Below are 14095 nucleotides of genomic sequence, written 5' to 3'. Positions count from 1 at the left end.
AAACCAGGATTACAGCAGCCCGACGACGCGCTCACTTGGCTGGAGCGCGCTCTAAAGATGGAGCGTCTGAAATACGCCGCAGTCCCGGTTGAGGGGGATCTGGTGCCGCAGTTCGTGTCCGCCAGCGCTTGGGGTTACGTCACGGCAGCGTACACGCTGATCGACCGCGTGTCCCGGCGGAAGTCGCAGAGGCATGCCTTGGCCGCTTGCTACGGAGCGCGCTCGTCCAGGCATATAAGCGGTTCGGCCTACTGGCGCGCCGCACTACCGTGCTCCAAGCAGTGGAGCGAACTACTTCCTACCGCCTCGAAGGCACCCTCGCTTCATCCGTGAGCACCCACGTACTCCCAATAGGTCTCATGACTCACCAAGGAAGCTACGAAACTCCCGGCATCCTCCATCGAAGCGCTCAAGCCCGGTCCCTCGGCTGATCCTCCCAAGTCGTTGTTCCCGAAGTTCCCGAACGCCGCCGACAACGGATGCAACCGAATCGAGCCATTCCGCTGAACGGTAATCCACTTCCCCATCAAGTACCGTGTATCGTACGCTTCAACTACTCCGCCCTCTAGCGCAAACGTGAAGCAAATCGCCTCCTCGGGCATGTGCTTCTGCCAGAAATCGCGATTCCCCCTTTCTGACGGCAGCGGATCGCTCCAGGGCACGATCTTCGCCTTAAGCCGCAGTTGAATGCTACAGGCTTCGGGACCCACGGCGACCCAGAGAAGATCGGTAGCACCCACGGCCCTGTAGGTGAACGGTGCGTCCAAGATGACTCTGGTCGCGACCTCATCCGAGGAGATGTCACCGAGGATCCCTAACACAACGGCTCGCAGCTCGGCATATACCCGCTCGGCAAGTGGGGCGGAGGACTGGATCTCCTCCTCAAGCGCCGCTTCGGTACGCAAGGCGCTCGCTTCACCACGTATCTTCGCGGCGACCAGTGCTTCCGTATCGACTTGGCCGGCCGAGCCACGACCGCGGCTGGGGAACAGACGTTCCAGGAGTTCGACCAACTCCGTGCCGTCTGCGGGAGCGACAGCCGGATTTGAACAGGCGGCCGTCACCGCTCTGAGGGACAACAACACGTCACTCGGCAATCCGGCAGGGTATTGCACATACTGCCAATGGACGGGACGCTGCCAGTGTCTCTTCGGAGCATCCTCATCCAACATCCAAGTGAGCAATTGACTCAGACTGAAGACGTCCAGCCAGGGCACGACGTCCGAGATCCGGCGTCTCATGACGTCCGGGCTGAATCGTGCGTTGCCCACCGCTTCGTTGACAGGCGTTAGACGCTCGTCGTCCTCGACGTGCGCCACACCAAAATCGATCAGGACGGGCCACGAGTCGGATTCCATCGCCTTGACGACGATGTTCTTCGACTTGATGTCGCGGTGGACGATCCCGTTCGCGTGACAGAGGGAAAGCGCCGATGACAGATCATGCAGTACCGACACGGCGCCAGCGACCAGCGCGGGTGGATCTCCGAACAACTCCGATTTCTTCCGCCGCCACCAGCGGGGGAAGGGGTCGCCGCGCTCGCTGATGTACCAATGGGCATCCGCGCCGGCAGCCCAGTCAAAGAGCGTCACGATGCACCTGTGTTGAACCACTTGTGAGAGCAGCCGGAGCTCTCTCTCGAACCGGCGTATGGCTACGTCGTCGAGCGGAGTCCGCAGCTCTCGATAGACGCCGCGGCGACCGTCTTCGTGCCGGACGGGGACGGTGATGGCTTGGCCACTCTCCGTCCATCGTCCTTCGACGGTCCAGGCGGAGGGAAGATCGGTCGGGCGCTCCGGGCGTTGACGCGTTTCTTCGTGTCTCAAGTTGGTCAGCGTACTACGGGGCGATGGTGTAACGGTGAAGGTGCTTCACGCATGAGAGTACGAAGCGAGAGAACGGATAGCCAGCCAAGCCTGCGGAATGAACCGAGCATGCCAGGGATGGCGGGTATGCCGACGGTGTCTAGTCAGCCGCGACCCGGATTCCTCGTTCCCCCCTCCATCACCATTTCGTTCCAATTCCGCGGAGGCCCCTGCACAATCAGCTTGATAGCCGATGCGCGTGCCACCTCGAAACCCGTGTTGAAGTCCAACTCGTACATCTGGTCCCGCGCGATGGCCACGTCCAGAATCCTGTCGTCGTCCGCGTGGTGGCCGCCGCAAAAATGCTAAGCACAACGGTTACAAACAGATGCCCGTCCGTGTTTAGATGCACGATAATCACCTGACACCCGGCCTCGCCGAGGTCAGGTACCGTGGCCGCGAAACACCTCGACGACCTCTGCGATGATCTGCAACGGCCCATCCTCGGTGCCGGTGAGAACGATCGGCTCGAAACCAGGGTTGGCCGGTTTCAGCAGGATCCTAGTATGCCGCCATGAGTCTCCGTCACCCGTCTTCTCGCTCTCGTATCGCTTGACGGTGTAGCGCTCGCCGCTCTCCGGGTCGGCCGCGTCACGCATCTGCACGAGCACGGTCTTCCCCTGACGCGTGCCCGCGACGGGTGTTGAGAACAGACAATATGAGCCGTCGCGGATGGCAGGCTCCATGGACTTGCCCACCACCTGCGCGACGAACATGCCGCGTCGGAGTCGGCGCTTCGTCTCCACCGCCACCCACTCGAAGTCATCGTCATCGACGTGCTGCGGGTCGCTGAAGGCACCCGCCGCAGCTTTGAGAGGAACGAGCGGCACGCAGGTTACATAGCGGTCTTCCGGAGTAGGCTCGACGATCCGCAGGCGGGGAGGCAGCGCGCCAGACCCCGTAGGCATCGCGCTCCCCTCCTGGTTTCTCCTCAGCCGCCGATAGGCTTCCGATGCCATCCAAGTCGTTACGATCTTCTGGAACGCCGCGTCGTTCATGAACCGGACGAATATCTCTTCGTTCTGGTCCATGCGTTCGACGAACAGGTTCTCCAAGAGATTCTTGAACACCAACTCGAACTTTTCGCCGGGATTCACCGCGGCCGCCTGCCGCAAGCCGTCGTCGGTCATGGCGGCTTCCACGATCTGGTCGAAAAAGAGCTGGTCGGCCTGGTTGAAGTCCGTACCGAAACGGTCGTTGACGATGTCGATGAGCTGCGAGAGCGGCACGGGGTCTGATCGCACCAAGCCACTCCCCACCTCTGCTGGGCCGTCGAGCGGTCGTGCCTCACCGTCTTGAAGCGAGATGGACCCCTCGCTGATCTTCTGCAGTCGGTAGTACTCAAGTCGCACGTCGTCATCGAACTGGTACGCTGGGCCACTCTTGCGACGCGGCAGCTTTGTTGCGAGATGGCGGAGAAACACATACAACCGCTCCAGGTCCGAGTCCTGGTACGGAATGACCTGACTCAGGAACCCGTAGAGGTTCAGAAACGCGTGCAGCTTGCCGCGCCAATGTTCCGCTTCCTCCTCTTCGTCGTCCCGACGAACCTCGAACCGGGATACCGCAGGATCGAGCGCGGCGTTCATCGTTCGGTGATCGAGCGCGCTCTGGCGTCGCTTCGGCGTGAAATAGACGGCGCTGAAGCGCTCGACTTCCTCGTCGAGATAGACGCCGGAGGCATCCAACTCGCTCTTGATCGCGTACATGCGGACGGGATCGACCTCCTCGCCCATTTCGGCACCCTCATAATAAGTCTTGAACGCCTCTCGGATTCCCTCCCGGTCGTTCACGAAATCAAGGACAAACGAATCCTCCTTGAGCGGATGCGTGCGGTTCAGGCGGGAGAGGGTCTGGACAGCTTGAATGCCCGCAAGCCTCTTGTCGACGAACATCGTGTGTAAGAGCGGTTGATCGAAACCGGTTTGATACTTCTCCGCGACGAGTAGCACCTGATACTCTTGCGTTGCGAACTTCTCGGGCAGTTCCTTCTCGGAGATCCCGTCGTTCATGCCCGGTTCGGTGTAGGTCGTATCCGGGAGTTGGTCGTCGGTTACGGTGCCCGAAAAGGCCACCAACGATTTGATGGCGTAGCCCTTCTCGCGAATGTAGCGGTCGAAACCCTGCTTGTAGCGCACGGCCTCCAAGCGCGATCCGGTCACCACCATCGCCTTGGCGCGACCGCCGATCTTGTGTCGCGTCGCGGCCTGGAAGTGCTCGACCATGACCTCAGTCTTCTGCGCGATATTGTGTGGGTGGAGCTTCATGAATCTCGCCAGCGCCAGCGCGGCCTTCTTGCGCTCGACGTTAGGATCGTCCTCGCAGGCCTTGAGCAGCTTGAAGTACGCTCCGTACGTGGTGTAGTGCTTCAACACATCAAGGATGAACTCCTCTTCGATCGCCTGCCGCATGGTATAGCGGTGCGCCGGCCGTCCATCGCGCCCGAACACGGCGAACGTCTTGTGCTTGGGCGTGGCCGTGAAGGCAAAAAAGCTCAGATTCGCCTGCCTGCCGCGCTTAGCCATGCTGCGGAAGAGTTCCGCCATGTCTTCTCGCCCTTCCTCGGCCGCACGCTTCCGGGCTTGTTCGCGAAGCTCCTCTCCGCCAAGCACCTCCTTCAGATCGGTCGCAGTTTCCCCGCCCTGCGAGCTGTGTGCTTCGTCAATGATGACGGCGCAGCGCCGGGTAGGGAGCGTACCCGTACTCGTAGCGCCGCGCTCTTCTGCCATCTTGAGCAGCCGCCGCGTAACGAAGGGGAACTTCTGGAGGGTCGTGATGATCACCGGTACGGCATTCTCGAGCGCCGCGGCAAGCTGCTTCGAACTCTTGTCGATGCGCTGCACGACGCCGCGCTTGTGCTCGAACTGGTAGATGGTGTCCTGAAGCTGCTGATCGAGCACGATCCGGTCCGTGACCACGACGACGCTGTCGAAGACGCGCGCGTTCCTGGCATCGTGCAGGGAAGCAAGCCGGTGGGTCAGCCAACCGATCGTGTTGCTTTTGCCGCTTCCCGCAGAATGTTCGACGAGGTAATTGTTCCCCACGCCTTCGCTGCGGGCGGCGTCCACCAAGACGCGTACGGCCTCCAGCTGGTGGTAGCGCGGGAAGATCATGGTTTCCGTCTTGACCCTCCGCCCGCGGTCGTCTCGCTTCTCGTCGATCTGCAGGTGGATGAAGCGGGCGAGGATGTCGAGCAGGCTGTCACGCTCCAGTACCTCTTCCCACAGGTAGGCCGTGCGGTAGGTCCGACCCTCGGGATCCGGTGGGTTGCCGGCGGCTCCGTCGCATCCCTGGTTGAAGGGAAGGAAGTGCGTCGCCTTGCCCGCAAGGCGCGTCGTCATGAGCACGGACTCGGTGTCTACAGCGAAGTGAACCAGCGCACGCCGCTTGAACTCGAAGATCGGCTCGCGCGGATCCCGACCCTTATACTGCTGGACCGCATCCTCGGCCCACTGGCCAGTGAGGGAGTTCTTTAACTCCACGGTGACGACGGGAATGCCGTTCAGGCTAAGCGTAACATCGACAGACTTTTCCGAGCGTGGCGAGTAGTGAAGCTGCCGCGTGAACCCCAGGCAGTTGGCTGCGTAACGGCTCTCAAGCTCGGGGTTCAGCCCGTGCGCCGCCTTGAAATACGCCACCCGTAGCGTTCGGCCGTAGCACTTGAATCCATGTCGCAGCGTCGCGAGCGAGCCGTGCACATCCATCCATTTGCACAGGTCCCCGAGGACCTGCTCTACCGTTCTGGCGCCCAGAAGCGTCTTGAGCCGCGCCCACTCCGTCCGCTGGGTCTTGGAGATGAAGGCAAGAACCATCTCCGGGAAAATCGCACGCTCTCGATCGAAGCCCTTGCCCGCGACGGACGTGAACCCGTGCCCGAGCAGATCAGCCTCGATGACGGACTCGAAGTCGACCTCAAAGCGCGGAGCCACGCTCATGCCTCCATCCTGGCCAACCTTTGTTCGAGCCACCACACGGCGACCTGGCAGTACTCCGCTAGATCCCCGTCGCCACCAACCTGCCTGTCTCGCTCGCGAATGAATCGATCGCGTGGCACCGGGCCACGGATTTCTGCCTTCGTCTTCTTCCACCAACCAAGAACGCCATCGAGCACCCCCACACGATTGTTCTTGAGCAGAGGAAGATTGAGATTTAACACTTCGTTTAGTTCGTCGTTGAAGGTCACATCATCGGAGCAGATCGAACCATCCACTCGGTACCGGATCCGCGTCTCTACACGATGGGCGGGGTCCGCAGGGTTCCACTGTAGATCGCTATCGCCCTTCTTCGTATCGCAGTGTTGGAGGTGAGTCGGTTGGCCGCCTAGATAACCTATACGCCCCTGACAAGCAGCGAGCAGGTTTCGGTAGTCGAGTTGGCGATCCGGGTAGTTCGACTGGCACCGCCAGTGTTCGATCTTGACGGATTGCCGCGTTGGTCTGATGCGACCCATACAGTAACAACACAGGCCGCGCTGCTCCGCGACAAGCGCCTCTCGCAGGTCCTGCTTCTCTCCGTAGTTGTCGTAGCTGCTGTATGGGCTCTTGCGGTGCAGTGTCAGGCTCTCTGGCTCCCGCCCCTTAGTGATCGCTCTCAATCATCACCCTCCACGAAATCGAGAAGCGTTCTGATTCGAGTCACCTCGGGGTCGTTTTCGCCCAGACGGCCTGCGAGTTTCGCTAGCGATTTCCTGGCCAACTCGTATCGCTGCCCGCCGATTTCACCTGACGTCTTAGCCAGCAATTCCTCAACTTCCTGGTTTCGTGGGGAGGCGTCCATGATCTCTTCAAGCACACGGCTGGAATCCACACCGAAAGCGTGCGTCGGGGAGTAGACTACGCGATCCGTCATGATCTGGATCCGATCATGCGGCACCTCCCCAATTATCTGTGGAGAGTGGGTCGTGGCGATGAACTGGCAGCGCGGGAACGTCTTCTCGAGCTTCCGGACAATCTGTCGCTGCCACTTGGGATGCAGATGAAGCTCCAACTCGTCAATCAGCACGACCGCCTCCGACTCGGCGATCGGGTCCGCCATATCTGGGTTGGCTTGGACGAGACGCCGGGTAAGATCGAGCACCAAGGCCAAGACACCGCGTTCACCCGACGACATGTGCCTCACGGCCAAGCTGCTGCGGTCCCGGTCTATCAGCAGGTCATGCTCCTCCGTGCCGTGCGGCCGTAGATTCGAATACCCTGGGAGAAACCGGGAAACCGCAGTTTCAAAGGCAGCAAGCGCCCGCCCCGCCGAAGCGTGTGTTGGTCGTAAGGCCTCTTGGCTCCGCATCCACGCTGCAAGTTCTCCAAACCGGAACGCGCGCCGCGACAATGCATCTGCGAAAGCCGCTGCCGGTCCACCAGCAGCCGCCCGCTTACTCGGTGCGCGGGCGTGCAGTCTAGACCGGAGCGTCGAAAACAGGACTGCCAACGGCCGTCCCTCGCCTTCCCTTCCGCCCATCCGCATTGGCGATTCTCCCAGAAAACCGGCACGGCCCGGCGTCTCGTGCATCTGCTCTCGGGGCGAACCGGCCTTCTCCGCTCGAATCGCGCTCTCCTCGCGAGGTTTGTGGATCAGATATCGATACTCGGCACCTCCTAAACGCGTGGAGCACTCCACCGTCAACGCGTTTGCCCCAACTCGGATATCGTCAGAAGCGAAGTTCCAAACAGCTGACCGGTGCGTGTTCGCATGCTTTACGACTGCCGAAAGGCTCACTCTTAGCGCGTGCAACACGCTCGTCTTACCCACACCGTTTTCGCCGACAACAAGATTGAATCCCGGCTGGAATCGAAACTCAGCTACTCCGATGGCACGGACGTTTACGAGCGTTAGCAGCGTGACTCTCATGGCGCACCTCCCACAGCGATGCTGCCCGTCACCGCCGCCGCTATGAGAGCCGCCCGACGCTCCCGAAGCAAAGCGATGGCGGCCTTAGCGGCGCCAACAAGCTCATCGATCCTCCTAGTAGCCTCTACCACGTGATCGGTGATCAACTGCTGGACCCTAACGGGTGGGAGAGGCACCTCGATGTCTCGGAAACCTCCCCAATAGAGCCGCAAGCGATCCCAAACGATACCGTGCGACCTCCGTGCGCACTCAGCGCTGAATCTGTCCGTTCGGAAGAGCAAGCCAGCATATTGAGGTAACAACGAACCTGTCGGAGCTGCCACAACATAGTCCGGGCTGACGAGGCCATCTTGCGGGGCGACGCCAACCGCACCCTGCCACATCCGCATCTTGTTGAACACAACGTCGCCCCGCCGGGCAATCTTGTACGTATTGAAGTCAGCGGCCGTAGTCTCGATTCGGTCACCGGAGAACTCACGCACCGATACACCATACTTGATGGAAACTTCCAGCAGCGGAAGGTCCGGATCTCCGCGCTCGTCACGTTCCCGAAACAACCAAGCGATGCGCCGCGTTTCCCAGTTGTCCGGTATCTCACCGATCCATGGCAGCTCCGAATCTCGGAGGGATGCACCCGGATCAAGACCGCGCATGACGGCGTGGCTGATGAGCGTCTGGCGCTTTTCCGCCAAGAGGCTGAGCACCCGCTCCTTCTCGGCGGTCAAGGTGTCCAGCCGTGCCATCTGGCGGTCCAAGTATTCAGCTAGGTGGCCTTGATGCTGATGCCGCGGTACACAGATCGGCATGTCACGGAGGGCCGAAGCGGTGATGGCCGGATAGCTAACGCCAAGCGACCTGATTTCCACCTCAGCCAAGAACGAAGGTTCACGTAGGGCATACTTGACGAAGCTGCTGTCCATGACGCTGGGACGTGGCCGTATCACCGCAAAGCCGGTAGACACGACAAGGTTGTCCGGCGGATTCTGGATAGCTGCAATTGCTTGAAGATAAGTGCGGACACACGATATGATCACGTCGCCATCGCGCACGCGTCGGCGCGCTCGACTTGGAGCCTCTCCGAAGCGGTACGTTGTGATCACGTTTATCTTACCCGAAGAGTCAACATTGCCGATGTCTACATATTTCAGTTCATAATAAGGATCCGTTTCTTCGCCCAAGGTCTCGTCGTTAATTGTTGCGACGTACTTGAGCCGGCGACGTTCAGGTTTTGTTCCGGAAATCACTCCGTCACCTCCCGAAAGAGACGCATGATCCTTTCTTCGGCCTGCTTCAGCTCCGCATCGATCACCTCCAACGGACGTGGCGGCGTGTACTTGTAGAAGTGGCGGTGGAAGTTGATCTCGTACCCCACCCTATCCTTGGTATGGTCCACCCATGCATCGGGCATGTGGGAAATACCTCGCGTTCAAGGTACGCGTCGATGTCGTCCGTAAGGGCCACACTCTCAAAATCCCGCAGGGCGGGATCTGGCTCATATCCGGTAGCGCGCCCACTCCGAGCGACTGGGCGACCTTCAGGGTCGGTGCTAGTGAAAACGCTGCGGAAGATCTTCTTTTCGCGAGCGGTCCAACGGGACTTGCGCGAGTGCAGCAGCGTGCCGATGCGGCCCCACACGGCATTCCAATCGTTCATGGGCTCGCGCCCCAACGCCGTGTCGATAGCTTCTACGTCATCCAGCAGGTACGGACAAGCATCGAGGAAGCGAACTTTCTCGTTTGGAGTCATCTGGTAACGCAGGCGCAGCGGGCGCTCAACGGTCACACGCGTGTAGCCAAAATCGGCGTTGTCGAAGACCTTGGACCTCTCGCCGCCGGCCTCCTGGCCGTATAGCTTCACGATATCGTCGATCTGGCTGCCTGTGAGGTGGCGGCGCTTGTCGCCGAGACTCCTCTTGCTCTCTTCGCTCCCACCTGCAGTCCACATGTCGCGCGCATCCAAGAGTTGAATCTTCCCCCGCCGCCGCTCGGCCTTCCGGTTCGTGACGATCCAGATGTACGTGCCGATACCCGTGTTGTAGAACATCTGTTCGGGCAGGGCGATGATGGCCTCGAGCCAGTCATTCTCGATGATCCACCTGCGGATGTTGCTCTCGCCGGAACCTGCGCCGCCGGTGAAGAGCGGCGAACCACTTAAGACAATGGCGAGCCGTGAGCCATGCTTGTGCTCCGCTGGCCGCACGGGTTCCCGTTTGTCCCACATGTGCAGCAGGAAGAGAAGCGAGCCATCGTTCACGCGTGGCAGCCCTGCACCGAAGCGTCCCTCGAACCCCTGCTTGTCGTGCTCCTGTTTCACCTTTCTCCGTTGCTTTTTCCAATCCACGCCAAACGGCGGGTTCGTGAGGAAGTAGTCGTAGGTCTCATCGCCGAACTGGTCGTCGGTAAGGCAGTCGCCGAACTGGACGCTGTCGTCGGTTCCGTTGTGATCAACATCCTTCATCAGCATGTCGGATGCGGCGGTGGCGAAGGCGCGCCGATTGTAGTCCTGTCCGTAGACGAAGAGCTTCGCGGCGGGGTGGTGGTCGCGCAGATAGTTCTGCGCCTCCGCCATCATTCCTCCGGTGCCGCAGGCGGGGTCGAGCAGCTTGCGAACGGTGCCCGGGGTCGCAAGCAGCTCGTCGTCTTCGATGAACAGGATGTTCACCATTAGCCTGATGACCTCGCGCGGCGTGAAATGATCGCCCGCAGTCTCGTTAGCCAGTTCGTTGAAGCGCCGGATCAGGTTTTCGAAGACGAGTCCCATCTGCTCATTGGGAACGGCGTTCGGATGCAGGTCGACATCGCAGAACTTCGAGACGATGAGATAGAGGATGTTCGACTCGCGCATGCGGTCGATCTCGTTCTCGAACTCAAAAAACTCGAAGATCTCGCGTACGTTTCGCGAGAAACCCTGGATGTAGCTCGCGACGTGGTCGTGGACGTTGTCCGGGTCGCCCTTGAGCTTCTCGAAGTCGAGATCGGAATGGTTGTGGAACCGCTCCCCGGCGATACGGTTCAGCCGGCGGTCTAACGCGTCGCCCTTGATCTTGCTCCCCCGGAGCCGCCGGTATTCGGCCAACACCGCGGGTTTCGTTGGAGCGAGTACGCAGTCGAAGCGACGCAGCACGGTCATAGGCAGCATGACGCGCTCGTACTGCGGCGGCCGGTAGGGGCCCCGCAGCAGGTCCGCAATCTGCCAGATCAGGCTTGAGAAGTATGTGTGGTCAGGCATCCGTAACGTGTCGGTGTCTCCAGAACGCCGGTGAACGCAAGCGAACGAAAGATAACGGACATCCGCCTCCGGGGCTCAGTCGAGTGCCGGGTGGCGCGTGTGCCAGTCCGTCGCCGCCTGGAAGGCGTGCGCGACGCTGAGAATCCTGTCGTCGGCGAACAGGTCGCCGATCAGGGTCGTCGTCAGGGGTTGTTCCGCCTCCTCGCCCTCGGGCCCGAGCGGGCCGAAGCCGTACTGGACGACCGCCGCGGGGTGTCCCGTCTCGTTCGTGAGTCCCACCTCCCCCGACCCGGTGGCGAACATGTCGAAGCCCTCCATCGCCTCGGCCATGCGCTTCATCACGATGTGGCGCCGCCGCTGCGCGTGCACGTAGTCCATCGCCAGACCCTCACGCCCCCGCCGGAAGCGCGTGAAGTCACGCTCCTCCGCCTCGCTGAGCCCCTCCGGCACCGGGGGCAGTTCCCCGCCCGGGGCCACGTGGAAGTCGAAGGCCGACGACGACTCGGCGCCCAGCGCACTCGCCGACTGGGCGGGCAGTTCGCGCATGAGCCGCGGCCGCGCCCCGAGCTCCTCCAGCTTCTCGATGAAGGAGTGCGGCGCGTCCTCCGTGTACCCGATCGAGAGCGCGCCCAGGTCCGGGTTCCGCTCGAAACGGAACGGCGTCGTGAGGGAGGCGGGGTCCTTCTCGTCCGCGCCGTGGATCTCGTTGAACACGAGCGCGCAGTCCTCGATCGTGCGGCACATGGGGCCCGTCTTGTCCATGCTCCACGAGAGCACCATGCCCCCGTAGCGGCTCACGCGCCCGAAGGTGGGACGGAGGGCGCTCAGCCCATTGCGGCGGCTCGGGGAGACGATGGAACCGCGCGTCTCGGTCCCGATCGAGAACGCGACGCAGCCCGCCGCCGTCGCCGACCCCGGCCCGGCCGAAGACCCGCTCGAACCCCACGCCAGGTTCCACGGATTCAGCGTCCGGCCGCGGTACCAGCGGTCGCCCCGCGCGAACTCTCCCGTCGCGAGCTTGGCGATGAGCACCGCGCCCGCGGCGTTCAACCGGCGCACGACCTCCGCATCCTCCTCGATCATCTGCGTCTGGAAGGCCGCCGAGCCCCATGTCGTCCGCGCCCCGACAGTCGAGAAGAGGTCCTTCACGCCGTAGGGGATCCCGTGCAGGGGGCCGCGCCACTCGCCCGCGCGGATCTCGGCTTCCGCCTGCTCCGCCTCTTCCCTGCCCCGGTCCTCGAGGATCGTCACCGCGCACAGCAGCACGGGGTCGTACCGCTTCATGCGCTCCATGTAGATGTCGAACAGTTCCGTCGGCGAGACCCGGCGCTCCTTCACGAGAGCCGACAGCCGGTGCACCGGGAGGAAGGCGATCTCCTCCTCCGTCGAGGGTACGGGTCCCTCCCAAGGTTCGACATCGATCGATGTCTTCTCGAAAGGATTCATCCCGGCGCGCCAGTACTTCTCCAGCAGCGCGCCCGTTCCGCCCGGATACGCCTGGAACTGGAGGGCCGGCGGCTCCCCGTTGCCGAGGGGGATGACCTCCTCCTGAGCGGCTTCACGCAGTTCCCGCAGCCCCGTCGCGCCGGGGGCGGGGGAGGTCCGTGTGGGATCGGCGACGAGCGTCCGGGGATTCAGAGCCCCCGCCGCGGTCGCCGCCGCCGCGGCCTTCAGAAAGCCTCGTCGCCGCATCCCGCCCTCCGCCCCCGCGCCTTTCCTTCCGGTCCTTCCGAAGTCGTCCGACACGCTCGCCTCCTGGCCGGGTTCACGTCAGAGGATCACACTGCGGGGTGATTCACGGGCCGACAAGCCATACCCACACCTCCCGAGTCCGTAACGCCTGGCCATTACGGGCCGCTCCCGCGAAACTCCGACCGTCGTTCTCCCGTCAGCACCGTATCCGTCCACGTCACATGTTGCATCGCGGGCGGATACCGGCCCGAACCTTCACCCGAGATCCAGGAGACCTGGCATGGACTTGGACCTGGTCGTCGTCTTCGCGTTCGTCTCCACGATCGTGCTGATCATCACCGGGGGCATCGTACTCTTCCCGATCTCTCGCAAGCTGGGCTACTTCCTCGAACAGGCCACGCGAGAGCGGGCGGACCGGCTCGCCAGCGGGGTGAAGGGGGCCTTGCCGGGTGCGGCGGCGAACGACCGTCTCCTCCAGACGCTTTCCGACCTGCAGGACCAGGTGGGACAGATTGCCGAGCGACAGGCGTTCACCGAACAACTCCTCGAGCACCGTCAGGGAGACCCCGAGGGCACTTCGGGCCGCATGGGGGAGTAATCCCGCGACGCACGATCGCTTGTGACAGCCACGCCCTTGCCTGGACGGCAGCGGGATGGAGGACGAAATCCGTGAATCTGGAAGCAGAAACCCTGACCTTCGTGCGAGATTCGGAGCCGGCGGACGGCGACACCACCCGTGCCGCGATCGAGACGGAACCGGTCTTGCCCGTGTCCATCGACGACATCTTCACGCCGCACGACTTCGGGCCATGGCCCGAAGGATTCCGATGCAGCCGTGAGGAGATCTACGGCAACGACGGGCGATAGAACTCACTCTTGTTCATAGACACCAACGTGCTCGTCGCCGTCCGCGTGCCGGAAGCGCCCCAATTCGATGTCGCCCGCACCGCGATCACCAGAGCGTTCGCCAGCGGCGAGCGGCTCCGGATCAGCCGTCAGGTGGTCCGCGAATACCTGGCAGCCGTGACTCGACCGCAGAACTGGTCCTCGCCCCTCGATATGGCGGTGGCTTTGCGCGACGCGGAGCGGATGTTGCAACAGTTCGAGATCCTCGAAGATGGTCCGCGAGTCATGGCTCTTCTGGAGGAGCTGTGCCGTGAGGTGTCCCTGGCCGGCAAGCAGGTCCATGACGCCAACATCGCGGCGACCATGCTGGCCTATGGGGAGCGGAGGCTCCTCACGCTGAACGAAAGGGACTTTCGACACTTCGGCGACCAGCTGGAACTCGTTCCCGTCGTGGAGTGAAGCCGGGGCGCGCGCGACCACTTCGGTACTACCGCTTCATCCCTACGTCGTCCCTGCCACAGGAGGGTGATCCGCCGCCCCGGCTTCAGTGCTCCCGTCATACCCGACCCCGCGGAACGGTCGAAAGTTCCGCGGTTCCGCAACACTGAGACGCGACAGGT

At 62.2% G+C, this 14095-nt stretch carries 8 protein-coding genes and 3 pseudogenes; 3 read left to right on the top strand and 8 right to left on the bottom strand.

Annotated features, from left to right (window positions below):
* Nucleotides 1-323: 323 nt before the first annotated feature.
* The 8 genes and pseudogenes from ACOGXI_RS02825 to ACOGXI_RS02790 all read right to left on the bottom strand — a co-directional run bounded on the left by ACOGXI_RS02825 (nucleotide 324) and on the right by ACOGXI_RS02790 (nucleotide 12629).
* Nucleotides 324-1826: a protein kinase domain-containing protein gene (locus ACOGXI_RS02825; RefSeq protein ID WP_419937390.1), complete on the bottom strand. Its 1503-nt coding sequence runs from the start codon at nucleotides 1824-1826 to the stop codon at nucleotides 324-326.
* Between the two features lie 422 nt (nucleotides 1827-2248).
* Nucleotides 2249-2674 (bottom strand): annotated as a pseudogene (locus ACOGXI_RS02820) (S24 family peptidase); the annotation flags it as partial.
* Nucleotides 2675-2794: 120 nt separating this feature from the next.
* Nucleotides 2795-5800, bottom strand: a pseudogene (locus ACOGXI_RS02815) (type I restriction endonuclease subunit R); the annotation flags it as partial.
* Complete coding sequence (locus tag ACOGXI_RS02810) at nucleotides 5797-6459, bottom strand: retron system putative HNH endonuclease (RefSeq protein ID WP_419937389.1); 663 nt, start codon at nucleotides 6457-6459, stop codon at nucleotides 5797-5799. The gene ACOGXI_RS02810 and the pseudogene ACOGXI_RS02815, both read right to left, overlap by 4 nt.
* Entirely contained in the window at nucleotides 6456-7709 is a 1254-nt protein-coding gene (locus ACOGXI_RS02805) for an AAA family ATPase (RefSeq protein ID WP_419937388.1), read from the bottom strand. Before ACOGXI_RS02805 ends, ACOGXI_RS02810 begins: the two co-directional genes overlap by 4 nt.
* Nucleotides 7706-8953: a restriction endonuclease subunit S gene (locus ACOGXI_RS02800; RefSeq protein ID WP_419937387.1), complete on the bottom strand. Its 1248-nt coding sequence runs from the start codon at nucleotides 8951-8953 to the stop codon at nucleotides 7706-7708. The genes ACOGXI_RS02805 and ACOGXI_RS02800 overlap by 4 nt, the downstream gene beginning before the upstream one ends.
* Nucleotides 8950-10937, bottom strand: a pseudogene (locus ACOGXI_RS02795) (type I restriction-modification system subunit M). The gene ACOGXI_RS02800 and the pseudogene ACOGXI_RS02795 overlap by 4 nt, the downstream one beginning before the upstream one ends.
* Nucleotides 10938-11012: 75 nt before the next feature.
* Nucleotides 11013-12629: an amidase gene (locus ACOGXI_RS02790; protein ID WP_419937386.1), complete on the bottom strand. Its 1617-nt coding sequence runs from the start codon at nucleotides 12627-12629 to the stop codon at nucleotides 11013-11015.
* Between the two features lie 280 nt (nucleotides 12630-12909).
* On the opposite strand from ACOGXI_RS02790, the gene ACOGXI_RS02785 reads away from it, so the two are divergent.
* The 3 genes from ACOGXI_RS02785 to ACOGXI_RS02775 all read left to right on the top strand — a co-directional run bounded on the left by ACOGXI_RS02785 (nucleotide 12910) and on the right by ACOGXI_RS02775 (nucleotide 13934).
* Nucleotides 12910-13227 carry a hypothetical protein gene (locus tag ACOGXI_RS02785; protein WP_419937385.1) on the top strand — a complete coding sequence of 106 codons (318 nt, stop codon included), beginning with the start codon at nucleotides 12910-12912 and terminating at the stop codon, nucleotides 13225-13227.
* A gap of 71 nt (nucleotides 13228-13298) precedes the next feature.
* The gene (locus tag ACOGXI_RS02780) at nucleotides 13299-13496 is read left to right on the top strand and encodes a hypothetical protein (protein WP_419937384.1); all 198 of its coding nucleotides are present in this window, start codon (nucleotides 13299-13301) and stop codon (nucleotides 13494-13496) included.
* Between the two features lie 9 nt (nucleotides 13497-13505).
* On the top strand, nucleotides 13506-13934 hold the full coding sequence (locus ACOGXI_RS02775; protein ID WP_419937383.1) for a type II toxin-antitoxin system VapC family toxin: 429 nt from the start codon (nucleotides 13506-13508) through the stop codon (nucleotides 13932-13934).
* The last annotated feature ends 161 nt before the right edge of the window (nucleotides 13935-14095 follow it).

The organism is Candidatus Palauibacter sp. (assembly GCF_965208055.1).
GTDB lineage: Bacteria > Gemmatimonadota > Gemmatimonadetes > Palauibacterales > Palauibacteraceae > Palauibacter.
Note: the sequence above shows the minus strand (reverse complement) of the source record. Positions and strands in the feature narration are given on the sequence as shown.

Excerpts from the sequence above, each read along its gene's own strand:
- ACOGXI_RS02805 (WP_419937388.1), bottom strand. The coding sequence starts at position 7,709 with ATGAGAGTCACGCTGCTAACGCTCGTAAACGTCCGTGCCATCGGAGTA.
- ACOGXI_RS02790 (WP_419937386.1), bottom strand. The coding sequence starts at position 12,629 with ATGCGGCGACGAGGCTTTCTGAAGGCCGCGGCGGCGGCGACCGCGGCG.
- ACOGXI_RS02785 (WP_419937385.1), top strand. The coding sequence starts at position 12,910 with ATGGACTTGGACCTGGTCGTCGTCTTCGCGTTCGTCTCCACGATCGTG.